This window comes from Psychromonas aquatilis (genome assembly GCF_038155185.1).
Lineage (GTDB): Bacteria > Pseudomonadota > Gammaproteobacteria > Enterobacterales > Psychromonadaceae > Psychromonas > Psychromonas aquatilis.
This window is the reverse complement of the sequence record NZ_JBAKAZ010000051.1, coordinates 1-23146: the sequence shown is the minus strand read 5'-3', so window position 1 is coordinate 23146 and position 23146 is coordinate 1. Positions and strand designations below refer to the sequence as shown.

The 23146-nt window shown below is 36.0% G+C and carries 23 protein-coding genes and 1 tRNA gene; 6 read left to right on the top strand and 18 right to left on the bottom strand.

The genetic code is table 11. The features are described 5' to 3' along the window. Positions 1–294: 294 nt before the first annotated feature. The 7 genes from ybgF to ybgC are packed head-to-tail and all read right to left on the bottom strand — an operon-like array spanning position 295 to position 5436. Entirely contained in the window at positions 295–1005 is a 711-nt protein-coding gene (gene ybgF / locus V6256_RS12155) for a tol-pal system protein YbgF (RefSeq protein ID WP_341598489.1), read from the bottom strand. A gap of 7 nt (positions 1006–1012) precedes the next feature. After that, entirely contained in the window at positions 1013–1546 is a 534-nt protein-coding gene (pal, locus tag V6256_RS12150) for a peptidoglycan-associated lipoprotein Pal (RefSeq protein ID WP_341598488.1), read from the bottom strand. Positions 1547–1572: 26 nt separating this feature from the next. Further along, positions 1573–2886, bottom strand: coding sequence for a Tol-Pal system beta propeller repeat protein TolB (gene tolB / locus V6256_RS12145; protein ID WP_341598487.1), 1314 nt, complete (start codon positions 2884–2886; stop codon positions 1573–1575). A gap of 9 nt (positions 2887–2895) precedes the next feature. Further along, a complete protein-coding gene (tolA, locus tag V6256_RS12140) occupies positions 2896–3921 on the bottom strand; it encodes a cell envelope integrity protein TolA (protein ID WP_341598486.1) in 1026 nt (341 codons plus the stop codon). Then, positions 3922–4353, bottom strand: a complete 432-nt coding sequence (gene tolR / locus V6256_RS12135; protein WP_341598485.1) for a protein TolR — start codon at positions 4351–4353, stop codon at positions 3922–3924. A gap of 5 nt (positions 4354–4358) precedes the next feature. After that, on the bottom strand, positions 4359–5042 hold the full coding sequence (gene tolQ / locus V6256_RS12130; protein ID WP_341598484.1) for a protein TolQ: 684 nt from the start codon (positions 5040–5042) through the stop codon (positions 4359–4361). Beyond that, entirely contained in the window at positions 5032–5436 is a 405-nt protein-coding gene (ybgC, locus tag V6256_RS12125; protein WP_341598483.1) for a tol-pal system-associated acyl-CoA thioesterase, read from the bottom strand. Before ybgC ends, tolQ begins: the two co-directional genes overlap by 11 nt. A gap of 311 nt (positions 5437–5747) precedes the next feature. Between ybgC and cydD the strand changes: the two genes are divergently transcribed. Continuing rightward, positions 5748–7550, top strand: coding sequence for a heme ABC transporter permease/ATP-binding protein CydD (gene cydD, locus V6256_RS12120; RefSeq protein WP_341598482.1), 1803 nt, complete (start codon positions 5748–5750; stop codon positions 7548–7550). After that, on the top strand, positions 7550–9349 hold the full coding sequence (gene cydC / locus V6256_RS12115) for a heme ABC transporter ATP-binding protein/permease CydC (protein ID WP_341598481.1): 1800 nt from the start codon (positions 7550–7552) through the stop codon (positions 9347–9349). Before cydD ends, cydC begins: the two co-directional genes overlap by 1 nt. Positions 9350–9760: 411 nt before the next feature. Here cydC and cydX read toward each other — a convergent pair whose 3' ends face one another. The 8 genes from cydX to V6256_RS12075 form a co-directional block, all read right to left on the bottom strand. After that, positions 9761–9874, bottom strand: a complete 114-nt coding sequence (cydX, locus tag V6256_RS12110; protein ID WP_341598480.1) for a cytochrome bd-I oxidase subunit CydX — start codon at positions 9872–9874, stop codon at positions 9761–9763. A gap of 15 nt (positions 9875–9889) precedes the next feature. Further along, positions 9890–11029, bottom strand: coding sequence for a cytochrome d ubiquinol oxidase subunit II (gene cydB / locus V6256_RS12105; RefSeq protein WP_341598479.1), 1140 nt, complete (start codon positions 11027–11029; stop codon positions 9890–9892). After that, positions 11029–12594: a cytochrome ubiquinol oxidase subunit I gene (locus V6256_RS12100; RefSeq protein ID WP_341598478.1), complete on the bottom strand. Its 1566-nt coding sequence runs from the start codon at positions 12592–12594 to the stop codon at positions 11029–11031. Before V6256_RS12100 ends, cydB begins: the two co-directional genes overlap by 1 nt. A gap of 643 nt (positions 12595–13237) precedes the next feature. Then, on the bottom strand, positions 13238–14245 hold the full coding sequence (gene ruvB, locus V6256_RS12095; RefSeq protein WP_341598477.1) for a Holliday junction branch migration DNA helicase RuvB: 1008 nt from the start codon (positions 14243–14245) through the stop codon (positions 13238–13240). A gap of 54 nt (positions 14246–14299) precedes the next feature. Beyond that, the gene (gene ruvA, locus V6256_RS12090; protein WP_341598476.1) at positions 14300–14923 is read right to left on the bottom strand and encodes a Holliday junction branch migration protein RuvA; all 624 of its coding nucleotides are present in this window, start codon (positions 14921–14923) and stop codon (positions 14300–14302) included. Positions 14924–15011: 88 nt separating this feature from the next. Next, positions 15012–15899, bottom strand: a complete 888-nt coding sequence (rarD, locus tag V6256_RS12085; protein WP_341598475.1) for an EamA family transporter RarD — start codon at positions 15897–15899, stop codon at positions 15012–15014. A 66-nt stretch (positions 15900–15965) separates the two neighbouring features. Beyond that, positions 15966–16487, bottom strand: a complete 522-nt coding sequence (gene ruvC / locus V6256_RS12080; RefSeq protein ID WP_341598474.1) for a crossover junction endodeoxyribonuclease RuvC — start codon at positions 16485–16487, stop codon at positions 15966–15968. Positions 16488–16596: 109 nt separating this feature from the next. Further along, on the bottom strand, positions 16597–17538 hold the full coding sequence (locus V6256_RS12075) for a LysR family transcriptional regulator (RefSeq protein ID WP_341598473.1): 942 nt from the start codon (positions 17536–17538) through the stop codon (positions 16597–16599). A gap of 105 nt (positions 17539–17643) precedes the next feature. Between V6256_RS12075 and V6256_RS12070 the strand changes: the two genes are divergently transcribed. After that, entirely contained in the window at positions 17644–18279 is a 636-nt protein-coding gene (locus tag V6256_RS12070; RefSeq protein ID WP_341598472.1) for a carbonic anhydrase, read from the top strand. Between the two features lie 48 nt (positions 18280–18327). Here V6256_RS12070 and V6256_RS12065 read toward each other — a convergent pair whose 3' ends face one another. The 3 genes from V6256_RS12065 to V6256_RS12055 all read right to left on the bottom strand — a co-directional run bounded on the left by V6256_RS12065 (position 18328) and on the right by V6256_RS12055 (position 19817). Further along, a complete protein-coding gene (locus V6256_RS12065) occupies positions 18328–18627 on the bottom strand; it encodes a hypothetical protein (protein WP_341598471.1) in 300 nt (99 codons plus the stop codon). 159 nt (positions 18628–18786) lie between these two features. Then, positions 18787–19200 (bottom strand): alternative ribosome rescue aminoacyl-tRNA hydrolase ArfB, encoded by a 414-nt coding sequence (gene arfB / locus V6256_RS12060; RefSeq protein ID WP_341598470.1) that lies wholly within the window; start codon positions 19198–19200, stop codon positions 18787–18789. Next, on the bottom strand, positions 19200–19817 hold the full coding sequence (locus V6256_RS12055) for a tRNA-uridine aminocarboxypropyltransferase (RefSeq protein WP_341598469.1): 618 nt from the start codon (positions 19815–19817) through the stop codon (positions 19200–19202). Before V6256_RS12055 ends, arfB begins: the two co-directional genes overlap by 1 nt. 30 nt (positions 19818–19847) lie before the next feature. On the opposite strand from V6256_RS12055, the gene rrtA reads away from it, so the two are divergent. From rrtA to V6256_RS12040, 3 genes are all read left to right on the top strand, one after another. Next, positions 19848–20405 carry a rhombosortase gene (gene rrtA / locus V6256_RS12050; protein ID WP_341598468.1) on the top strand — a complete coding sequence of 186 codons (558 nt, stop codon included), beginning with the start codon at positions 19848–19850 and terminating at the stop codon, positions 20403–20405. A 220-nt stretch (positions 20406–20625) separates the two neighbouring features. After that, positions 20626–20701, top strand: a tRNA-Arg gene (locus tag V6256_RS12045). Positions 20702–20791: 90 nt separating this feature from the next. Continuing rightward, complete coding sequence (locus V6256_RS12040; RefSeq protein WP_341598467.1) at positions 20792–23029, top strand: EAL domain-containing protein; 2238 nt, start codon at positions 20792–20794, stop codon at positions 23027–23029. The last annotated feature ends 117 nt before the right edge of the window (positions 23030–23146 follow it).

Below are 23146 nucleotides of genomic sequence, written 5' to 3'. Positions count from 1 at the left end.
CGACAAATGGATTAAAAGTCCACTGCTCTACCAACTGAGCTAACGGCCCATATAATTTTATATGGTTTTGGTTTTGTGTCCTGATATTACTTTAAATTAAAAGTTTATCGGTAGCTCTACCAATTGAGCCTTTATTGAGATAGCAAAATTAATTGCGTCTTGTTGCTCTCAACTGCGGCGTATAATATAGAAATATTTTGTGAGCGCAACAAAAAATTTCCACTTTTAATTTGTATGCTGAGAAATTAATCAATATAGCCTTAAAATATAATTAATTAGTGTTAAATAACCTAATTAAAGAGATTTTAATCGTTCAGCAGCTAAATTTGCAGCTGACGTATCTGGGTATTCTGTAATTGTTTTTTGATAATAAGATTTAGCTGAAGAAATAGCACCTGTATATTCATCAATAATACCAATTTTTAATAATGCATCTGCACGCTTATTAGATTTAGGGTATTTTTCCGTTACAACTAAAAATGCAGTCTTTGCTTCATCGCGTCTTTGTTCTTTGTATAAAAGCTGTCCTAACCAATATTGCGCATTCGGCACATAACTTGATGTTGGGTAGTCAATAACAAAGGCTTCAAAAGCAACAATTGCTTGCTGATACTGTTTATCATTTAACACTAAATCGACAGCAGATTGGTAAGCAACTTGATCTTTACTACCAGAGGCAGTTGGAGTGGTTGATGATGAAGACGGCTGGTTTTCATCTAACATTTGATACAAACTACGTTGACGGTCTTCTATTTGCTCTAATTGATTGGTAAACACTTCCATTGAGCCTTTGATTTCATTAACTTCTCGGCCGAGTTGGTCTAATTGGTTTTGAAACCGAATTTGTACTTTATTTCGGTTTGATACCACTCTAGTTAATTCATCGACACGCTTCAGTAATTCTGAGTTACTCGCAGTTGCATCAGAAACTGGAGCAGCAGAAAATGCTGACGTAGAGATAAAAGTGGCTACAAGAGCAGCCACTGTATTATTACGTTTAGTCATAAACTAATTAGTAGTCTAAAACAGCACGACGGTTTTCTGCACGTGCAGCTGCGTCATGTCCGTAATCAACTGGTTTTTCTTCACCGTAACTTACTACAGAAAGCTGGCTTGAAGAAACTCCCATGTTTTCTAAATAAGTTGATACAGCTAAACCACGACGCTCACCTAATGCAATATTGTACTCTGGCGTACCTAATTCATCAGCGTGACCTTCAATTGTGATTGACTTATCTGAGTGATCTACTAAGAATTTAGCATGAGCATCTAAGATCGTTGCGTATTCAGGAGAAATAACTGATTGGTCAAATTCAAATTTGATAGTCGTTTGTAAAATTGCATCTGAATATTGAGCAACTAATTTTTGCTCATCAGTTAATTGAATCGCATCAACAGCTTCAGTTTGAGCATTTTCAGCTGCTTGACGAGCAAGTTCAGCTTGGCGTTGTGCTTCAGCATCAGCGTCTGAAGTTGAAGAACAAGCACCTAATGCTAACATTGGCAGTGCGATCAATAAGCCCTTTGAAATCGTATTAAGCTTCATTTTATATCCTTAGTCGTTTTAAAAAATTATTGTAAAAATGGTGACCATGCTGGCGATTTTACATCACCGTTATTTGCAGGAATATTCGCTTTAAAGCGACCATCCATGGAAACTAAGGCAAGACCTTGTTTACCTTGATAAACAGTACTGTAAATTATCATACTACCATTCGGTGCAATACTTGGAGACTCATCTAATTGTGTTTTTGTTAAAGTTCTTAATTCACCAGAATCAAGGTCTTGAACAGAAATCATATAATTTCCACTATGACGGCTCACAAGCACAAGATTATCACCATCTGGGGTAATTGTACCACCTAAATTAATTTCCCCTTCCCAAGTTAGACGTTTTGTCTCACCTGTAGCAAGCGATACTTGATAAATTTGTGCTCTACCACCTCGTTCTGATGAAAATATAATCGATTTCCCATCCGGTGTCCAATTCGGTTCAGTGTCTATAACACGATTGTTTGTTAAGCGTTTTATTGCTTTTGTCTTTATATTAAGCGTATATATTTCTGGTTGTCCATCTTTAGATAGCACTAATGCTAACTGTGTCCCATCTGGCGACCAAGTTGGTGAGCCATTGATTTTAGGGAAAGAAGTCATTAACTCACGTTTTTGAGTGTAAAGATCTTGAATATAAATTTGAGAACGTTTGTTTTCAAAGCTAACGTAAGCTAACTTCCGAGCATCTGGTGACCATGAAGGAGACATTATCGGTTGTTTTGAACGTAATACTAGCTTCTCGTCTTGACCATCATAATCGGAAATACGAAGTTGATAAGGACGATCACTTGATCTATCAACTGCAACATATGCAATTCGCGTTAAAAAGGCACCCTTCTCGCCAGTCAAGCGCTCATAAACGATATCACTGATACGATGTGAATATTGACGGAACTGCTTAGATGAAATGGTACTGCGTCGTTTCTCCATAACCGGGTCATAATTATCCATATCAACATTACCGGTTAATGCATCCAACAACTCAAAAGTAACAATGTATTTTCCCTTTTCCGGGCCAGGTGCCACTTCACCAACAACAATCGCTTCAACGCCCAAATCAACCCAGGCAGAGTAATTAACATCTTCACTAACAGAAGGTTGCTGTGGCATTTTATTGGTAGGTAAAGGAGCAAATTTACCACTACGTTGTAAATCGGCAGCAACAATCTCTGAAAAATTTGCAGGTTTCGCTCCTGAGCCTGTCCATTTAAAAGGTACAACAGCAATACTTCTTGCACTGTCTACCCCTTCTGTAATCAAAATTTCTAAACGTGCAGAGGCACTACTAGAAATAGTAATTAGTACTAATAAACTAATTAAACGAGCTAACATCTTGCTTCCTTATAATTCTGGCTTTAATGTAATATCGAAATCTCTAAACTGACCATTTATACTGGCATCTTTAGGGATTGGTAGCGTTTTTGCCTGTTGAGTTGCACGAATGGCTGACGCACATAAACGGCTATCTCCGCGACTCTTTACTGCACTAATTACATAACCATCAGCAGCGAGCTTTATCGCCAATGTACAGGTTTTTCCACTCATACTTTGGTCAACCTTCCAATAGCGACTTATTTTTGATCGTATTAATGCTTCATATTTAGCTATTTCAGATAATTGTTTCGCTGTTCTTGCACTTGAGAAATCATCTGAGAACTCAGCTTCCATTTGTCTATCTAATTCCGCCTGTCTTTGTTTTTCTCTTGCTGCTTTTGCAGCTTTCTCTTTCGCTAGTTTAGCTGCTTTTGCTTTTTCCGCTTTCTCTTTCGCTAGTTTAACTGCCTTTTCTTTTTCCGCTTTCTCTTTAGCGAGCTTAGCGGCTTTTTCTTTTTCCGCTTTCTCTTTTGCTAACGCATCCGCTTTTGCTTTTTCGGCTTGCTCTTTTGCTAAAGCATCCGCTTTTGCTTTTTCGGCTTGCTCTTTCGCTAAGGCATCCGCTTTGGCTTTTTCTGCTTGCTCTTTCGCTAACGCATCCGCTTTGGCTTTTTCTGCTTGCTCTTTCGCTAAGGCATCCGCTTTTTCTTTTTCTGCTTGTTCTTTCACTAAAGCATCAGCTGCTGCTTGCTCTTTTGCTAGCACATCAGCTTCTTCTTCCTCTGCTTTTAGTTTCTCTTCAGCTTCTTGACGTTGCTTTTCTTTAACTTCATTGTCTACTTCTTGCTGCTGACGCTTCTTTTTTTGATCAGCATTTTTAGCCAAAGTATCTAACATTTCTTGATTGATAATGGTCGCATCAATAACCGCAGCAGAGGCTTTAGGTTGATCCTTTGGTAAGGAGAAGCTTACCCCCATTATCAATAGCCCCCCGATAATGAGGTGCAAAGAAAGCGCAGTGATAAAAGCAATTAAATTTGTTCTCTGTTTCATTTATTCGTCGGGCTCTGTCATCAAACCAAGTGAAGGAACACCTGCTTGCTGTAATAAAACCATCAAATCAACAACCGTTTTGTAATCGACATCACCATCACCTTTAACGATGAATTGAGCATTAGGATCAAGTGCTAATTGCGCCTCAACTAAAGCTGACATATCAGTTGCATCTAACGGTGTGTCAGCATTATCACCGACACTAAGATAGTAACGACCTTGCTTGTCTATCGACGCAATCAAAGGTGGCGCAGCATCTTCAGGTAAGGACTCTGCGGCAGCTTGTGGTAAATCAACTTTAACACCTTGAGTCACTAAAGGTGCTGTTACCATAAAGATTATCAACAGAACCAACATAACGTCGATATAGGGAACAACGTTTATTTCAGCTACCACGCGTTTTCGTCTGGATGAACGATAAGAATGTTGCATGATTTTTATTCACTCTCTGTCATTGCTTGGCGATGTAATATAGAGGTGAACTCTTCCATTAAATTAACGTAAGAAGCCTCTAACTGTCCTACTTGTGTAGAAAACTTGTTATATGCCATTACCGCTGGAATAGCTGCAAATAAGCCCATTGCAGTTGCAATTAAAGCTTCCGCAATACCAGGGGCAACCATTGATAGCGTTGCTTGTTGCACTTCACCTAAAGCAATAAACGAATTCATAATCCCCCAAACGGTACCAAATAAACCGATATAAGGACTTATTGAGCCTATCGTTGCTAATGCAGGTAAGCCAGACTCTAAATCATCCATTTCACGAGATAACGTTACTCGCATTGAACGATGAGCGCCTTCTATCACGCCTTCCACTTTACGGCCAGGCATTCTATGTAATCGAGAAAACTCTTTAAATCCTGTGTAAAATATTTTTTCACCGCCATTTACACGTTCACTACGCGCGGCAGTTTCTTTGTATAAACGACTTAAGTCATGCCCAGACCAAAAGCGTTCTTCAAAGCTTTTTAAACTTTCTTTTGCAGCTTTCAACATTCTAGAACGAGAAAATATCAAGGTCCAAGAATAGATAGACATGCCTAAAAGCAATAACATAACAGATTTCACAAGCACACTAGCTTGTAAAAATAACCCTAAAAAAGACATATCAGCGTGCACGAGTAATTACCTCAATTATTTCAGTTGGAATAGCGATTGCTTTCATTTTTTGTAAATTTACGCAAGCGATTAGAGTATCAGCCTGACATAGAAGTTCACGGTTTTCATTAAAAACTTTTTGTCTAAACATTAAGCTTACTTTACGGTGTGTTAACACTTCTGTTTCAACACTGATCAATTGATTAAATAATGCAGGTTTGATGTAATCAGCGTCAACTTTTTTAACCACAAAGGCAATGTTCTTTTCTAATAAAGTATCTTGTTGGATATTATAAGTGCGTAAAAACTCTGTTCTCCCACGTTCAAAAAACTTTAAGTAGTTTGCATAATAAACAACTCCACCAGCATCTGTATCTTCATAATATATTCGAATTGGTAACTTTGACGTTAACACCTTTTTTCACCTACTTAATGATTTTACGAATAAAAGTAAATAATAGATCATTTAGCTTTAAATTCATATTGATATCAATCGAATTATAAATGGAGCTATGATTTCATATTACACTTTTAACACCATTTTATAGCGTAAATTAATCCACTTATCGGTCGCCTTTAATTACGCTTCAACTTACCTCAAATATAACTGTTATAATTCTTATTGAATTTATAATCATCACTGATGTATTGTGTAAAATAAATAGACAGGTTCAACACATAACCTACCGTATGCTTATCATTATAATACAAGACTGAGTTATATAAATGGATATCCCCTTAGAAAAGCAACTTGTAACATGGCTAAAACAACAACAAAAACACGCTGGCTTCTACCTTAACTTGACTGTTTTGTTTGGTTTATTAACCGGCTTATCATTAATGGCTCAAGCATACTTGATTGCAACAATTTTAAATAAAATCATTATACTTGAGTTGCCTAGATCCTCATTAACCAATGAATTCATTCTGTTACTGTGCTTAATCCCAATAAGAGCCTTGTTAGCATTTGCTCGTGAACGAAGTAGCTTTGAAGCTGGTAAACGACTTCGCTTAGCAATTCGTAAACTTGTCTTAGATAAACTATGTGAATTAGGTCCTGCCTATATAAAAGGAAGACCAGCAGGAAGTTGGGCAACGATAATACTAGAGCAAATAGAAGATCTTCATGACTTCTACGCTCGTTATTTACCTCAAATGTTATTGGCAGGATTTATCCCATTAACAATATTAATCGCCGTTTTCCCATTGAATTGGGCCGCGGGTTTAATTCTATTATTAACAGCTCCGCTAATCCCTATTTTCATGATTTTAGTTGGAAAAGGGGCTGCAGATGCAAATCGTAAAAACTTTACCGCGCTGACTCAACTAAGCGGCCACTTCATGGACCGCTTAAAAGGCTTAAAAACACTTAAGTTATTTAATCAAGGTGAGGCTGAACTTAAGGTGATTGAGTCTGCTTCTGAATCCTTTCGACAACGCACAATGGCGGTATTACGGTTAGCGTTCTTAAGTTCCGCCGTATTAGAATTTTTTGCTGCTATTTCGATTGCAGTTTTAGCCGTATATTTTGGTTTCAGTTTCTTACATGAGCTAAATTTTGGCCACTATGGCGTTAAAATTAGTCTTTTTACGGGGTTATTTATCTTAATGTTAGCGCCTGAGTTTTATCAACCATTGCGCGATATGGGAACACACTACCATGCAAAAGCACAGGCGATTGGAGCAGCAGAAGCGCTAAAAGAATTATTAGATCATCAAACCTCACCTCAACAAGCCTTAACAGAATTGCAACCGATTGAGTTAGGCGCTGCATTTACTATACAAGCTAAAGAATTATGTATTTACGGTCACGATGGTACTTTATTGGTTGGGCCTATTAACTTTTCTCTAAATAAAGGCGAGCACATTGCCCTAGTTGGCCCAAGTGGTTCAGGAAAAACCAGTTTATTAAATGCCCTATTAGGATTTTTACCTTATCAAGGCTCTTTGCTTATTAATGATGTTGAGCTTTATAAAATTGATAAAGCACAGTGGCGTAAAAAATTAGCTTGGTTAGGCCAAGAGCCACAACTTTTCTATGGCAGTATCCGTGAAAATATCTCAATGGGTGATAACACGCTATCTGAACAGAACATAATTGAATATTTACAACAAGCGGATATATGGAAGTTTATAAAACAACAACCGTTAGGTCTTGAACATATGATAGGTGAACAGATGTCTGGTATTTCCGTTGGGCAAGCTCAACGAATTGCCTTAGCAAGAGCGCTAACTAAAAACGCCTCATTATTCTTGCTAGATGAACCAACTGCAAGCTTAGACCAACATAGTGAACGCATTATTTTTAATACTCTTCGAAACATGATTAAAGATTCCAGTAGCATCATGATCACTCATCGCTTAGATCAACTACAAAATTTGGATAACATTTTAGTCTTGGATAAAGGTCACATAGTACAGCAAGGCGACTTTAAAACCCTTAACGAAACAGAAGGCTTATTTAAAGCAATGCAACATGATGTGGTGGATATTGATATGGCCAATTCACCACAACAGGAGAAGATCTAATGAAATCCCTTTTACCTTTTATTCGACTTTTCAAAGCGCAATGGAAAATGATGTTTATTGGTTTATTGTTAAGTGTCACTGTGTTACTTGCTGGACTTGGGCTTCTGGGCTTATCTGGGTGGTTTTTATCGGCTTCCGCAGTTGCTGGGTTAACGTTAGTTACAACACAGGCTTTTAATTACTTCACCCCTGCAGGTGGCGTCCGCTTCCTTTCTATTTTACGTACAGCCAGTCGTTATGGTGAACGTTTAACAACACATCAAGCTACATTCAAGCTCCTGACACAATTACGAGTTTGGGCTTGGCAAAAACTATTACCCCTTAGCGCCTCTAATATGCAAGGGAAAAGACAAGGTGAGATTTTAAATCGACTGGTTTCAGATATAGATACGTTAGATCATTTATATTTACGCTTACTGACTCCTTTACTTAGTGCCTTCTTTGTCCTTATTGGCGTATTCTTTTTTGTTGCTTGGTTCGACTTACAAATAGCGATTATCCTTTGCAGCAGTTTATTAGCTTTATGGTTAATATTACCTGTTATCTTCTATTATTTAGGGCGTAAGCCAGGCGTAGAGCAATTACATAATAAGCGTCATTACCGCATTCAATTATTGTCCTTTATTCAAGGCTACGCTGAAATTTCATTATTTTCAGCCACGGAACGCTTCCGTATCCAATTAGAGCAAGCAGAACAACGCCTTTTAACTAGCCAACAAAGCATGGCTAATATTATGGCCTTTAGCCAAGCCTTATTGATTTTAAGTCATGGTCTTATTGTCACTATTATTTTATACATTGCTTCATCTGGCGTTGGCTCTGCTCAACCACCAGGTGCAATATTAGCAATGATTGGGTTTATTGCATTAGCAAGTATTGAGATGCTTCTGCCCATTGCAGGTGCTTTCCAACACTTATCATCTTGTGCTTCAGCGGCTTCTCGTATTCAAGCCTTAATAAATCAAAAGCCAGATATTGTATTTAATGAATCTAGTAAAGAAGTGATTACACAAGGTACCCTCAAATTAAACAATATTAACTTTACGTACCCAAGTGATAATCAAAGTAATCAAGCCATTCTCAATAACGTCAGCTTAAACATAAGCGCAGGAGAAAAAGTGGCTTTATTAGGTAAAACTGGATGTGGAAAATCAACCTTATTATCGCTTATTACACGGGAATGGTTACCAGACTCAGGCTCTATAGAAATTGATAATCATGCTATCGAAGACTATTCACAAATGGCCATTACTTCTGGGCTTTCAGTTGTTAGCCAACGAGTTTATATCTTCTCTGCTACTCTACGCGATAATTTAACCCTAGCTCAGACTCACATTACGCAACAGAACTTTAAAAATGCGGCAGAGCAAAAAGCCGCCCGAGATATAAACGATAAAGTATTATTATCTATTCTTAAAAAAGTTGGCTTACAGGCCCTCTATGAAAACAATGAGCATGCACTTGATACTTGGCTTGGAGAAGGGGGTAGACAATTATCAGGCGGAGAACAACGCCGAATTGGTGTAGCCAGAGCAATCTTACACGATGCTCCGATACTACTGCTTGATGAGCCTACAGAAGGCTTAGATAAGCGTACAGAGCGTGAAATATTAAAGTTACTGTTTGACTTTGCAGAGCACAAAACAATGGTCATGATCACTCATCGCTTAACGGCGATAGACAAGATGGATCAGATTTATTTAATCGAACAGGGAGCGTTCCGTAATAACGGTACTCATCAACAACTATTAGAAGTGGATAGCTACTATGCCAGCTTATACAGCCAATTAACCTCTTAATGAGCAAAACATGTTATTTAAAGAGAAAATAAATTAACCTCAATAAACAACGACTACCTTAAAAGTGGTTACTCTTCATTGCGTAACCATTTTGCCTCTCATTCACCCTACTCTACTTGTTAATTAATGTCGCTTACTCAACGCGAGAGCATTTATTACGCACATTTATATAGTTTATGAACGGCTAATTATAAGGCGCTTTAAAAGGGACTGAAAATTTAATATAAACCACTTTCAATAGGTTGTTATGCTTATCTTTTTCATTGAATTCAGTTTATTAAATCATAATTTGTTAATTAAAAAGCTTCTGTATTGTTTAACTGCTAATGATATGGAGTTTAAAAGGGGGAGGAAACTAAAAGCGCATTATAAAAAAAATGGTTACTCTAATTGAGTAACCATTTTTGACATTTAGTCGTCTTGCTCTTCTTTTTCGTTGGCTTCAGTTTGTTCAAACCATAAGCCATTTATGATGCCTAATGAACAAGCTAATAATACGCCAATAATCCACGCAAAATACCACATAATATACTTCCTTAATTAATACGCTGAATGTTTATATTTAGCCATAAAGTCTTTACCTACTCGTCCAAACATTTTGATATAACCAAAACTAGTATAGATTAAGATAATTGGTACAAAAACAGATGCAACTAACGTCATAATACCTAAAGTCATTTCACTCGATGTTGAATCCCAAATAGTAAAGCTGCTACTTGGATCAATACTCGAAGGCATAATAAACGGGAACATGCTAAATGCACAGGTCAATAGCACCCCAACTTGTGTCAGGCTTGTTGAAATGAAAGCAAGTCCACCTCGTTTGATTAACGTCATGCAAAAAGCAATTAATGGGAATAATAACCCAATCGCTGGAGCAAGCATCATCAAAGGATAGTCAGTATAATTTTGTAACCATCCACCAGCTTGTACTTCCACTGTTTTTAACAAAGGATTTGATACAGAGTTACCATCCACAACAGATGTTATTACAAAACCATCAATTCCATTCGCTAACCAAAAGCCTGCTGCAGCAAACAGTAACACTGTGATTGGAGCAACAATCAGTGTTACTTTACGCGCACGCTGATAAAGCTCACCTTCTGTTTTCATTTGTAACCAAGTCGCGCCTTGCAGTACAAATAAACATAAGCTAAATATACCTACTAATAATGCAAAAGGATTAAGTAAGGCAAAAAAACCACCTTGATAATCAGTACGTAGAAATTCATCTAATGTAAAAGGAACACCTTGCAGTAAGTTACCAAAAGCAACACCAAAAACAATAGGTGGCACTGTACTACCAACAAAAATAGCCCAATCCCAGCTTGTTCTCCAACGTGTGTCTTGGACTTTACTACGATAATCAAAACCAACAGGCCTAAAAAATAAAGCGAATAATGTCAACATCATAGCCACATAAAAACCAGAAAATGCAGCGGCATAAACAGCTGGCCAAGCAGCAAAAATAGCTGCGGCGCCAACCACTAACCAGACCTGGTTTCCTTCCCAGTGTGGGGCAATACTATTAATCATCATACGGCGTTCATCATCATTTTTACCAATAATTGGTAATAACGTCCCAACGCCCATATCAAACCCATCGGTAATCACAAAACCAATAAGTAAAACACTGATTAATACCCACCAAATTACTTTTAACGTTTCATAATCAAACATTATTTTAGCTCCTGTTGGTTTTCAAGTTGCTCGAAGTGATATCTACCTGTTTTTAAACTGCTTGGACCAAGACCGGCAAAGCGGAACATTAAGAAGAGTTCGATCACAAGCAATACAGTATAAATAGCAATGATTGAAATAATACTAAACCATATCTGATCTAATGAAAGTGATGATACCGCCATGTGTGTTGGGAGAACTTCCGCAATAGCCCATGGTTGACGACCATACTCAGCAACAAACCATCCTGCTTCAATCGCAATCCATGGTAACGGTAGTGCATATAAGCAAATACGAGAAAATAGTTTACTTTGACCAACACGATTTCTTGCTGATTGATAAAATGCAAACAAGAAAATACCGAGCATTGCGATACCCGCACCGACCATAATACGGAAGGCAAAAAACATTGGAATAACACCAGGGATACTATTTTTAACCGCCATATCTATTTGCTCTTCCGTTGCATCAACAACATTTGGAGCATAACGCTTAACCAATAAGCCGTAACCTAAATCAACTTTTTTCTCTTCAAAAGTTCGAATATTCTCAGGTGTTTGCTCGCCCGCTCGTAACTTTTGAAGTAAACCATAAGCCACCATACCATTACGGATGCGTTGATCATGCTCAAGCATTAAATCCTTAAGCCCTTGTACCTCTTCATCTACAGAACGTGTAGCAATGATACCTAAGGCATAAGGTATTTTAACCGCGTAGTCTGTACGTTGTTCTTCTTGATTAGGTAAGCCAATTAAAGTAAAGGCAGCTGGAGCAGGATGAGTTTCCCATTCCGATTCGATAGCAGCTAATTTTACTTTTTGTACATCCCCCACTTCGTATCCACTCTCATCGCCAAGTACAATCGTACACAGAATACCTGCTGTACCAAATGCTGCTGCAATCGCAAAAGAGCGTTTTGCAAATGGAATATCACGACCTTTTAACAGGTAGTATGAACTGATCGCCAATACAAACATGGCACCGGCAACATAACCAGATGCAACAGTATGTACAAATTTAACTTGTGCAACAGGATTCAGGACAACATCAGCAAAACTAACCATTTCCATTCGCATCGTTTCATAGTTAAACTCGGCACCTACTGGATTTTGCATCCACCCATTTGCAACTAATATCCACAGCGCAGATAAACTTGACCCTAAAGCAACAAAGAAAGTAGCGGCTAAATGTTGTAATTTACTTAAACGATCCCAACCAAAAAAGAATAAACCAACAAATGTTGATTCTAAAAAGAAAGCTGTCAATCCTTCGATCGCTAATGGCGCACCAAATACATCACCTACATAATGAGAATAATATGCCCAGTTAGTACCAAATTGGAATTCCATGGTTAAACCCGTTGTAACACCTAATGCAAAGTTAATAGCAAATAATTTACCCCAAAATTTAGTCATGTCCTTATATATTTCTTTCTTAGTCATGACATACAAAGATTCCATTATTAATAGAATCCAAGCTAGACCAAGTGTTAAAGGCACAAATAAAAAGTGATACATCACAGTCATTGCAAATTGAAATCGCGATAAATCAACAATATCGTCCATTTTTCTCTCCTAAACTTATAAATTAAAAAGCTATGTTAAATTAATAGTAAAACCTAATTTCTCTTCTGATTCGATGTTACTAATATTCGCTCTATATATTACTTCCTTGTCATCTTCTGATTCTGGTGTCTATATATAGAGTTGCACATATATTTATCATTTATATAAAAAAAAAGTCGCTTTAACGAAAAAGTCTTAAACATTAAAACTTTGTCGCAAAAGTAACTGTATTGTTCTGAATTATAAGCACGGTTAGCTTTTTATTTGGTAAGTACAAAAAATAATCTGCAATGCACAAAAAAAATTTTAAATTATCTTGCCAAACTTAATACTAAAATAATTCTAGAATACTTTTTTGTTAATTAAATGTTATAAAAACAAACAATTAACACCATTTTTTACTTCTATAAAGCTGATCTGTAACGAGGTTTTAACATGTACAAAAAATAGCTAAAACCCTACTCTTTATACTGCTAATATGCACGCTAAGCAAGTCAAATTTATGAATAGTCCCACAAATACAAGGGATTAATTTTGAAAGGAGAGGTTAGGTTCAATATGTGCTTTCTGATCATGCCCATTCAACTGAAAATGAAAATTCAGTAGGAGAACCTATCTAATGTTAATTAAAAGGGAGTGTTTTTTAGGTATTTGGTTTATCAAAACCAAAATGCAGGTAAGTACGGTTTGTTGCAATTCGACCTCGCGGTGTTCGTTGTAAAAAACCTTGTTGAATTAAGTACGGCTCTAAAACATCTTCAATTGTTTCTTTTTCTTCGCCAATTGCGGCTGCTAAATTATCTAACCCAACAGGCCCTCCTTGGAAAGTATCAAGAATCGCCATTAATAACTTACGATCCATATAATCAAAGCCTTCCTGATCAACCTCCAACATATCTAATGCTTGCTGTGCTATCTGTGCGTCGATAACATCTGCTTTTTTAACTTGTGCAAAATCACGAACACGTCTCAATAAGCGATTAGCAATACGTGGTGTCCCACGTGCACGACGCGCAACTTCAATCGCACCTGACTCATCCATACCTAATTCAAGGTGCTTGGCACTGCGCATGACTATTTTAGTTAAAGATTTTAAATCGTAATATTCTAATCGCTGAACAATACCAAAGCGGTCTCGTAAAGGGGATGTTAAAGAGCCTGCTCGAGTTGTTGCACCAATTAATGTAAATGGAGGAAGGTCTAATTTAATAGAGCGAGCTGCAGGTCCTTCACCAATCATAATATCTAATTGATAATCTTCCATTGCTGGGTAGAGAATCTCTTCAACTAACGGACTCAATCGGTGGATCTCGTCAATAAACAGTACATCATTCTCTTCTAAGTTAGTCAGCAATGCAGCTAGATCGCCCGCCTTTTCTAAAATTGGGCCTGAAGTGGTTTTTATATTCACTTTCAATTCATTTGCGACTATATGAGAGAGTGTTGTTTTCCCTAACCCTGGCGGGCCAAAGATAAGTAAATGATCAAGTGCTTCTTCTCGTTGTCGCGCCGCTTCAATAAAAATTTCCATCTGAGCATTTACTTGTGGCTGCCCTTCATAATCAGCTAATAATTTAGGACGAATCGCTCTATCTATAAAACTATCATCAATTTTCTCAGTACCTGAAATAAGGCGATCTTCTTCAATCATGAATTACTCTATTACTTAATATGGAGACGGCTAGTTTAACTATAATAGGTTATTTTATAACATATTTTTTAATGAGCTACGGATCACTGCTTCACAATCCATGCCCTCTTGATAAATTTGTTGCACCGTTTTTTCAGCAACCGCTGGTTTATAACCTAATGCAATCAATGCACTAATTGCTTCATCTTTTGCATTGCCACTAACAAATGTACTCTCAAAATCATTAGTCACAGATAACTTATCAGATTCAGGTGTCAGTAAATCACCTCCGCCCCAGTTTTTAAGGCGATCTTTCATTTCAACGACTAAGCGCTCTGCGGTTTTTTTACCGACGCCAGGTAATTTAACTAAAGTAGAAACGGCATCATTATTAATACATTGCACAAATTGACTTGCAGACATACCCGATAAAATAGCGAGGGCTAATTTGGGTCCTACCCCATTTACTTTAATTAACTCACGAAACATTGCACGCTCATGTTTATCAGAAAACCCGTACAATAATTGTGCATCTTCACGTACGACAAAATGGGTATAGACGATTGCCTCTTCGCCAACTGCAGGTAAAGGGTAAAATGAACTCATAGGTAATTGGACTTCATAACCAACACCTGAAACATCTAATAATATTTCTGGTGGTTGTTTTTCTAATAAAATACCGCGTAATAATCCAATCATATTTCCCTACTCAATTAAAAATAATTTATTAAACCTAAGCATAAAAAACAACTGACTAAATATCCAGTGTTATTTATAATAGTGTTCATTATTTTAATAATCGACTTACTTTATTTTCAAATATAAAAATAAAAATCCCTGTCCAAATACAAGCGAAAGTGAATAGTTTAATAAATGATATCGGTTCATCATAAATAAACACTGCAAAAACAAAAACCAATGAAGGGGCTAAATATTGAAAAAAGCCTAATGTTGAAAGCGGTAAGCGTAATGCCGCCTGCCCAAAACATATTAACGGCATAGCAGTGACAATACCTGCAAGCATCAATAATAAGTTTAAAGGCAGCTCATTATTAAATAAGTTAGATGTTTGGCTCTCTGCAAATATAATTAAATAAACCGCAGCAATCGGTAACACTGCTAAGGTCTCTAGAAAAAGCCCTGTAATTGCTTTTACTTTTACCTTTTTACGCAGCAAACCATAGAAAGCAAATGTAACGGGTAATACAAGAGACACCCAGGGTAACTCACCTACTTGCCAAGCCTGCGCCGAAACACCGATAAAGGCTAATAAAACAGCAAACCACTTTAAACGCGATAAACGTTCACTTAAAAACACTAAGCCTAATACAACATTAACAATTGGATTAATAAAGTAACCTAAGCTTGCTTCTAACATTTTCCCATTATTGATAGCCCAAATAAATACCAACCAATTACAGCTAATTAACAAAGACGTCAGTATTAGCATAATCACACTTTTATAAGCGCGGCATACAGATAGCACATCCCCCCAATCTTTTAAGTAGCTAACTAATAACCCTGTCACTACAACTGACCAAATAACACGGTGAGCTAAAATCTCATAAACGGAAATAAAATCTAAGTACTTAAAATAAAGAGGAGCTATCCCCCAAATGAAATAGGCTGATAAAGCATACATAACGCCAATTTGTGTTTCAGAGAATTTATTCATAACTTACCAATAAAAGGATGAGTGACTATTACTCGTATGTCTTGAGTAATCCATTTAAACAAAAGGTTATCGAAATCGCCCACGGACAGTTTTTTTAACTTGTCCTGCCATCGACACTAAGGATTGTGCAGTATGAGCATGGCAAATGGCTACCGCTAAACCATCGGCAGCATCAGCTTGTGGCTTTCCAGACAACATTAGCATTTGCATAACCATTGATTGAACCTGATCTTTTGTAGCAGCACCTGTTCCAACCACCGCTTGCTTTATTTGACGAGCTGAATACTCACAGATATATAAGTCAAATTGTGTCGCTGCGACAATAGCAGCGCCTCTTGCTTGTCCAAGCTTTAAAGCAGAATCGGGATTTTTAGCCATAAAAACTTGTTCAATAGCAAACTCTGTAGGTTTGTATTGTTGAATAATTTCAGAAATACCGTTAAATATCATATTAAGCTTAGGTGCGAGTGTTTCACCTTTTGTACGGATGCACCCACTTGCTATATAAGTACAGCGGCTGCCTTTTTGCTCTATAACACCATAACCCGTTATCCTAGAGCCAGGGTCTATCCCTAATATAATACTCAAAAACACCTCTCCAAATGAATCAAAACTCTTATTTTACCTAACACTAAAAATCCCATGAATAGTGAACCATGGAAAGTTAAAAAGCTATCTAAAATACAGATAAACTGATTTAGCTTTTTTTAACAAAATGATGTGCTAAAAATCGATTACATAGAGCGGGAACATTTTCTTCTGGTGATAAAACAAAGTCGACAAATGCCTTAGCAATTGGTGATAAATGCTTACTATCGTGATGCACTAAAGACCAACTTTTTTGTAACGGAAAATCTTCAACGTCTAGTTCTACTAAGACCCCTGTCGCCAGCTCTAATGTAACACTATGTCTGGAAACAACCGACACCCCTAAATCAGCCATAACTGCTTGTTTGATTGTCTCACTATTACCCAATGTCATATTCACTTTTAATTGAATATTGCTTGCCTTCAATACTTGCTCAAATGCTTTACGTGTGCCAGAACCTTGTTCTCGGTGGATAAAAGCATGGTCGGCAATTTCAGCTAATTTTATATTCTTTTTTTTGCTAAGGGGATGTTGCGGGTTAGCAATTAGGACGATAGGGTTATCGACAAAATCATACTTTGCTAATGCCATCGACTCAGGGACTAACCCCATGATCACAAGGTCATCTTTATTTTCATGCAAACGCTGAATAATTTGTTCTCGATTAACGATATCAAGATGAAAATTTACTTTTGGATAACGCTTATGAAACGCCCCTAATAAATGTGGCGTGAAGTACTTTGCACTTGTCACTGCAGAAAGATGAAAATCACCGGCTAACTCCCCCTTTAAAGCACTTAAGGTCATATCAATATTTTCAAAGTTTACAAATAGTTGTTCACAAAACTTATTCAATTCTTTACCCGCAGGTGTCAGAAATAATGTTTTACCTATTTTTTCAAATAAAAAAAGATCTAGATTGTTTTCTAACTGTTTTAATTGAATACTAACAGCGGGTTGAGATAAGCCTAATTTATCTGCAGCTTTAGTATAATTCATTGAGATAGCGACTTGACGAAAAACGTTAAGTTGATGAAGTGTTGCTCGCATAAGTAACCATTAACCTTTATTTATAGTAAAAATAAAATATATTAATTTTTATAAATGCTATTTATCCTTTATTATCTATATAATGTCAATTATAAGGAAAATCACATGTTAGCTACTGATAAGTTAATTGCCGGCTACCAACGCTTTCGTCAAGGTTATTACAAAGATCACCAAGAAGAGTTGTCAAAGCTATCTAAAGAGGGCCAGTTCCCTAAAATAGCCATTGTGTGTTGCTCTGATTCACGAGTCGAACCGACACTTATTTTAGACTGTGATCCAGGAGACCTTTTTGTTATTCGTAACGTAGCGAACTTAGTACCACCATGTGAAATTGATGATAACTATCACGGTACAAGTGCTGCATTAGAGTTTGCTGTAACAGGATTAGAAGTAGAAAGCATTATCGTATTAGGTCACACACAATGTGGTGGTATCAAAGCATTAATGGATGGTGCAGGCAAAAAGATAGATAAAAGCTTTATTTCAAAATGGATGATGCAACTAGAAGATGTCCGTGATGAAATTTTAGCAGATACTGAGTTAACTGATAAAACAGCACATTATGATTGTTGTGAGAAAAAAGGTATCGAACAATCCTTATCAAACTTAATGACTTTCCCTTGGATTAAAGAGCGCGTAGAGACTGGGGCATTAAAACTTCACGGCTGGCGTTACGACCTTTCAAGTTCAGAATTATGTGCTCTTGAAGAAAAAACAGGTCGCTTTTTCCGTATTAGTTAAGTGACTATAATTAAGTAAAGAGTAGCTATCTACTCTTTACTTAATACATTAATCTTCATACCCATCATCATAACCGTATTCATTATCAGCATCATATTCGTCTTCGTTAGCATTAATATACAAACCATCTTCTAATTCTTCAAAGTCTTCAGGTAACTGTACAATGAACTCTTCCGAATCAATGTCAAAGGTCGCAACAACTTCAGGAAGTTCTTCTGTTCCAACATGAATAAAACGATATTGTTCACCAGATTGACTAGCATCTTCCCAAATAAAGTCATCCGCATCTAATGTATACTCTTCTTCTGTTTCTTCGTTGCGAATGGAATAAAACCCCATTAATGACATAACCACCTCTTCTAATTAAAATAACCTTCACAATAAACTAACAATATTTGATGGCAATTCGATGACATTTAGATTGCCTATACGTAATACTTTATGACACTCATACTTTAGAGTGCAAGCACTTGCTCAAATATATTTTGAATAATAAAAGCGTATTACTCAAATAACTTTTTTTCTTAAAGCTTTATTATTTCCAACTCGCTTTTTATCGTCAACACGTCGTTTCTTGGCATTGCGAGATGGCTTTGTTGCTCGCCTCGTTTTTTTTATTTTCACTGCATCTAAAATTAACTCTTTTAAACGCTTTAAAGCTTCTTCTCTGTTTTTCTCTTGAGTTCGATGCTCTTGAGACTTAATAATAATCACCCCATCTTCGGTTTTTCGATGGTCGGATAATGCTAATAAACGTTGCTTATAAAAATCAGGTAACGTAGAACTTTTAATATCAAAACGTAAATGAATAGCGGAATTAACTTTATTAACGTTTTGTCCCCCAGCTCCTTGCGATCTAATGGCTGTTAGTTGTAGTTGCCAGTCGGCAATCTCTACACCTGCTGAAATGGCTAATGGCATTATGACTCACCTGTTTTATTTTTTAAGTAATTCTGCTGATAAACATCTTTCGGTATATTAGCTACTTGAAAGTTAATCATTTCATCGAATACATCTAATAGAGGGATAAATTTTTCTGTGTCATTTTCTAGTTCGGATAAAAGGTAGTAACCAGCCTCAACCGTTGAAAGACCATCTTCACGGGGTGATTTTCTCAAGCGATAATTACTGCTTTTATTTTCAGTATTAAATGTGATTGTAGGTAACGTTTTTAGAAATGGGTTACTCATTAAAATTTTATAAGCTTTCTTCCAGCTACCATCGAGCAAAATAAACTGAGTTCGAGAGTTTATTTTCTTCATGGTGTGTAAATCAGCGACAGTACTTGCCGTTTCACTTGGGAAAACTAAAAATGTATTATCAAGATCAAAGTCAGTAGGATTAAAGACAGTGCCGATACTGAGCTGCACTTTAGATAAAGACAAATCTAAAATTCTTGCGGTACCAATGGCTTTTTTCTGTTCGCTTGGATCTTGTAATATATGCAAAAAGTATTGATTATTGAGCTCACAAATTGATCCACAAATACAAGCTACTAGTGCTTTGTTACACTGTTGACAAAATGCTCTTTTACTCATGTTTTCTACACTTCTCTTAAGGCTTTACTGATGCGCACAGTATTTATACATACAACACTCATTTTTATGCTTTGTTTCGCTATGTATGTTTTCCAAAATGAAACAAATCAGTGGTTTGCATATTATCATAACCTAGTAGCAAAAGGACAAGTATGGCGACTATTAACGGCACATTTATGCCATACAAATGGTTATCACTTGTTACTTAATAGCATTGGGTTAATTGTTGTTGTAACGCTTTTTATTAACACTTTTAAAAAATACTCTTTAATACCATTATCTATTTTTAGCGGGTTATTCATTGGCATCTCTTTGTTTTATTTTGAAAGTGATGTCCATTCCTATGTTGGCCTATCTGGTGTATTGCATGGGTTGTTTGCTTTTGCTGTTTGCGATGAACTAAAAAGAAAAGAAAAATGGGCCTATGCATTAGCAGTCGGCTTTACTGTCAAAATAAGCTGGGAACAATTAAATGGCCCATCAACTAATACAGAATCGTTAATTGCAGCAACAGTACTAATTAATGCTCATTTATACGGGGCAATAAGTGGTATTGTTTACTTTTTATTTACTCGCTTAAAAATATAATTAAATGAATAGTACTCATTTAATTATAAAAACTTAATATCATTATGCACAAAAAATAGAGCTGTGGTATGTTACACTAAGCTAATAATAACAAAGAGTTAATAATTACTGTAATAGTAAAAGCACTTTATAAGCTAATATCGGTAAAATATAAAAAAATTAAAAAATAAGTGCTATAAACACCCACATAGAGCAGTATGATATATGCTAAAAATAACACCTCTTTATAGCTCAACAGGATAGAGCACCCGCCTCCTAAGCGGATGATCGGGGTTCGAGTCCCTGTAAAGAGACCATTTACAAATTTACTGTGCATAATGGCGATAAATAAAAACTAATATTTGATTGATAGCTTACGCATTTTTAGATTTTATATAGTTGGGAATATGGATATAGTTAAAAACACAAATCTATTAAGTCACCAGAAAAATATCTTAACTAAAATCGCATTAGGAGAACACTTTGTTTCTATCATGGACAGTATTTGTTTAGCGATTGAAGAAATTATTGGTGACTCTTCAAAATGTTCAATACTAATTTTAAAGGAAAATCGCCTCTACCCAGTTTCAGCTCCAAGTCTCCCGTCAAAATATACCAAAATTATAACTGGGATTGAAATTGGGCCTAATATTGGCTCATGTGGTACAGCTGCCTTTAGTCAATCACCTATATTCGTTAGCGATATCTTAAAGTCGCCATTGTGGGAGAAGTATAGAGACCTCTCCACTCAATTTAACTTTAGATCTTGCTGGTCTATTCCCTTAATATCAATTCACTCCGAAATGTTCGGTACACTTTCTTTGTATAATGAAAAATCAAAAATACCTACAGATGAACAGATAGAGGTAATCGACTTTTTTGTTCATCTTGCTGCAATAACATATGAAAAGAAATCTCAGAAAAAACAAATAACTACACTAATAAATGATTTAAAAAAAACAAATGATAAATTAAATGCGTTTATTAAAGTACTACCTGATCCGGCATTTGTTTTAAGCCGTAGCGGAAAATATTTGGATATTTATGGTTCACAGAATGAACTATTAGCCAAACCATTAAAAACTTTAATCAATCAAAATATGCAAGATGTCTTTCCTCCAAAAGAAAGACAGATGGTATCTCATTTTATTAAACAAGCATTAGAAACAAATCAAGTACAAGTATTTGAATATGAACTTGAAGTAGAAAAAGGGCTACTTACTTTTGAAGGTAGAACTATTCCCATCAATGATGAAAAAAGCAATAAAAAAGCACAGGTATTGTGGTTAGCAAGAGATATTACAGCCCGTAAGCAAGCAGAGAAGCAAATTAACTCTTTAATTTATTATGATTACTTAACTAATTTACCTAACCGTCGGTTTTTAATTAACAAACTAACCTCTTATTTAAGTGAAGACATTAAAGCAGGCCGCTCTGGTGCTTTATTATTCTTAGATATAGATAATTTTAAGAGAGTTAACGACTCTTTAGGTCATAAAGCAGGCGACGATTTATTAATAGAATTAGCTAAACGTCTCAACAAAGTATTAAGGAAAAAAGATACATTAGCGAGAATTGGTGGGGATGAGTTTATTATTTTGCTAGAAGATGTAGGTGAAAATAACAAACAAATAAAAGAAAATACAATCAGAATAACAGAATTTTACCTTAGTATATTCAATGATAAATTCAACATTGATTTACTCTCTTTCCAAGTTTCAGGAAGTATAGGTATTTTCCTAATAGAGAACCTGAATACCTCCGCAGAAAAAATATTGCAATATTCAGATACAGCAATGTATAAAGCTAAAAATAAAAATGGCAATAGTTACAGTTTCTTCGAAGAACAATTTCAAACTTTATTAGGGAAACAAACCGAACTAGAGAGCGATATAATCAAAGCGATTGATAATGATGAGATTGTTGCATACTTCCAACCTCAAATTACCTTTGATGGGAATATAAAGAGCTGTGAAGCATTAATAAGATGGTTCCACCCCACTAAAGGTTTAATTACGCCTGATATATTTATTCCGATCGCTGAACAGTTCGGTCTTATTCAAAAATTACAAAATATTGTTCTAAAGGATATATGTATGCTCATTAATAAACTTGCTTCATTAAACTTAATAAATGAAACTTATAGTGTTGCTCTAAATATAAGCCAATATCAATTTGTAGCTGATAATTTAAAGAGTAATATCCTATCAATCATTAATGAATTTCATATACCTCCATCAAGAATTAAATTAGAAATTACAGAGTCTATGTTTTCACAGGATTTGGGACAAACGATTCAACAAATGCAAACATTGGTATCTGAAGGCTTTATATTCTCGATTGATGACTTTGGCACGGGCTACTCTTGTCTTTCAACACTTCAAACTTACCCGATAAGCGAACTCAAAATAGACAAAACTTTTGTAAACAACCTCACACAGAAGAATATAACTGCTTTACCTATTATAGAAACCATCATAAATCTAGCATCCAACCTAAACATGTCAGTTGTTGCCGAAGGTATTGAAACAAAGGAACAATTTGAAGCATTAAAAGATAAGGGAGTTGATACTATACAAGGCTATTATATCGCTAAACCTATGTCGGCAGAAGATTATTTAATTTGGCATAGTCAAAATTCATAAACTTAAGTACCACCACTTTAAATGATACTTTAATAACTACACATTTTTCTTCATCAAGGTAAATGTAGTGGTCAACTAATTCCGGACATTAAATTAAGGTTTTCTTCCGCTTTCGCA

Excerpts from the sequence above, each read along its gene's own strand:
- ybgF (WP_341598489.1), bottom strand. The coding sequence starts at position 1,005 with ATGACTAAACGTAATAATACAGTGGCTGCTCTTGTAGCCACTTTTATC.
- pal (WP_341598488.1), bottom strand. The coding sequence starts at position 1,546 with ATGAAGCTTAATACGATTTCAAAGGGCTTATTGATCGCACTGCCAATG.
- tolB (WP_341598487.1), bottom strand. The coding sequence starts at position 2,886 with ATGTTAGCTCGTTTAATTAGTTTATTAGTACTAATTACTATTTCTAGT.
- tolA (WP_341598486.1), bottom strand. The coding sequence starts at position 3,921 with ATGAAACAGAGAACAAATTTAATTGCTTTTATCACTGCGCTTTCTTTG.
- tolR (WP_341598485.1), bottom strand. The coding sequence starts at position 4,353 with ATGCAACATTCTTATCGTTCATCCAGACGAAAACGCGTGGTAGCTGAA.
- cydD (WP_341598482.1), top strand. The coding sequence starts at position 5,748 with ATGGATATCCCCTTAGAAAAGCAACTTGTAACATGGCTAAAACAACAA.
- cydC (WP_341598481.1), top strand. The coding sequence starts at position 7,550 with ATGAAATCCCTTTTACCTTTTATTCGACTTTTCAAAGCGCAATGGAAA.
- cydX (WP_341598480.1), bottom strand. The coding sequence starts at position 9,874 with ATGTGGTATTTTGCGTGGATTATTGGCGTATTATTAGCTTGTTCATTA.
- cydB (WP_341598479.1), bottom strand. The coding sequence starts at position 11,029 with ATGTTTGATTATGAAACGTTAAAAGTAATTTGGTGGGTATTAATCAGT.
- V6256_RS12100 (WP_341598478.1), bottom strand. The coding sequence starts at position 12,594 with ATGGACGATATTGTTGATTTATCGCGATTTCAATTTGCAATGACTGTG.
- ruvB (WP_341598477.1), bottom strand. The coding sequence starts at position 14,245 with ATGATTGAAGAAGATCGCCTTATTTCAGGTACTGAGAAAATTGATGAT.
- ruvA (WP_341598476.1), bottom strand. The coding sequence starts at position 14,923 with ATGATTGGATTATTACGCGGTATTTTATTAGAAAAACAACCACCAGAA.
- rarD (WP_341598475.1), bottom strand. The coding sequence starts at position 15,899 with ATGAATAAATTCTCTGAAACACAAATTGGCGTTATGTATGCTTTATCA.
- V6256_RS12075 (WP_341598473.1), bottom strand. The coding sequence starts at position 17,538 with ATGCGAGCAACACTTCATCAACTTAACGTTTTTCGTCAAGTCGCTATC.
- V6256_RS12070 (WP_341598472.1), top strand. The coding sequence starts at position 17,644 with ATGTTAGCTACTGATAAGTTAATTGCCGGCTACCAACGCTTTCGTCAA.
- V6256_RS12065 (WP_341598471.1), bottom strand. The coding sequence starts at position 18,627 with ATGTCATTAATGGGGTTTTATTCCATTCGCAACGAAGAAACAGAAGAA.
- arfB (WP_341598470.1), bottom strand. The coding sequence starts at position 19,200 with ATGCCATTAGCCATTTCAGCAGGTGTAGAGATTGCCGACTGGCAACTA.
- V6256_RS12055 (WP_341598469.1), bottom strand. The coding sequence starts at position 19,817 with ATGAGTAAAAGAGCATTTTGTCAACAGTGTAACAAAGCACTAGTAGCT.
- rrtA (WP_341598468.1), top strand. The coding sequence starts at position 19,848 with ATGCGCACAGTATTTATACATACAACACTCATTTTTATGCTTTGTTTC.
- V6256_RS12040 (WP_341598467.1), top strand. The coding sequence starts at position 20,792 with ATGGATATAGTTAAAAACACAAATCTATTAAGTCACCAGAAAAATATC.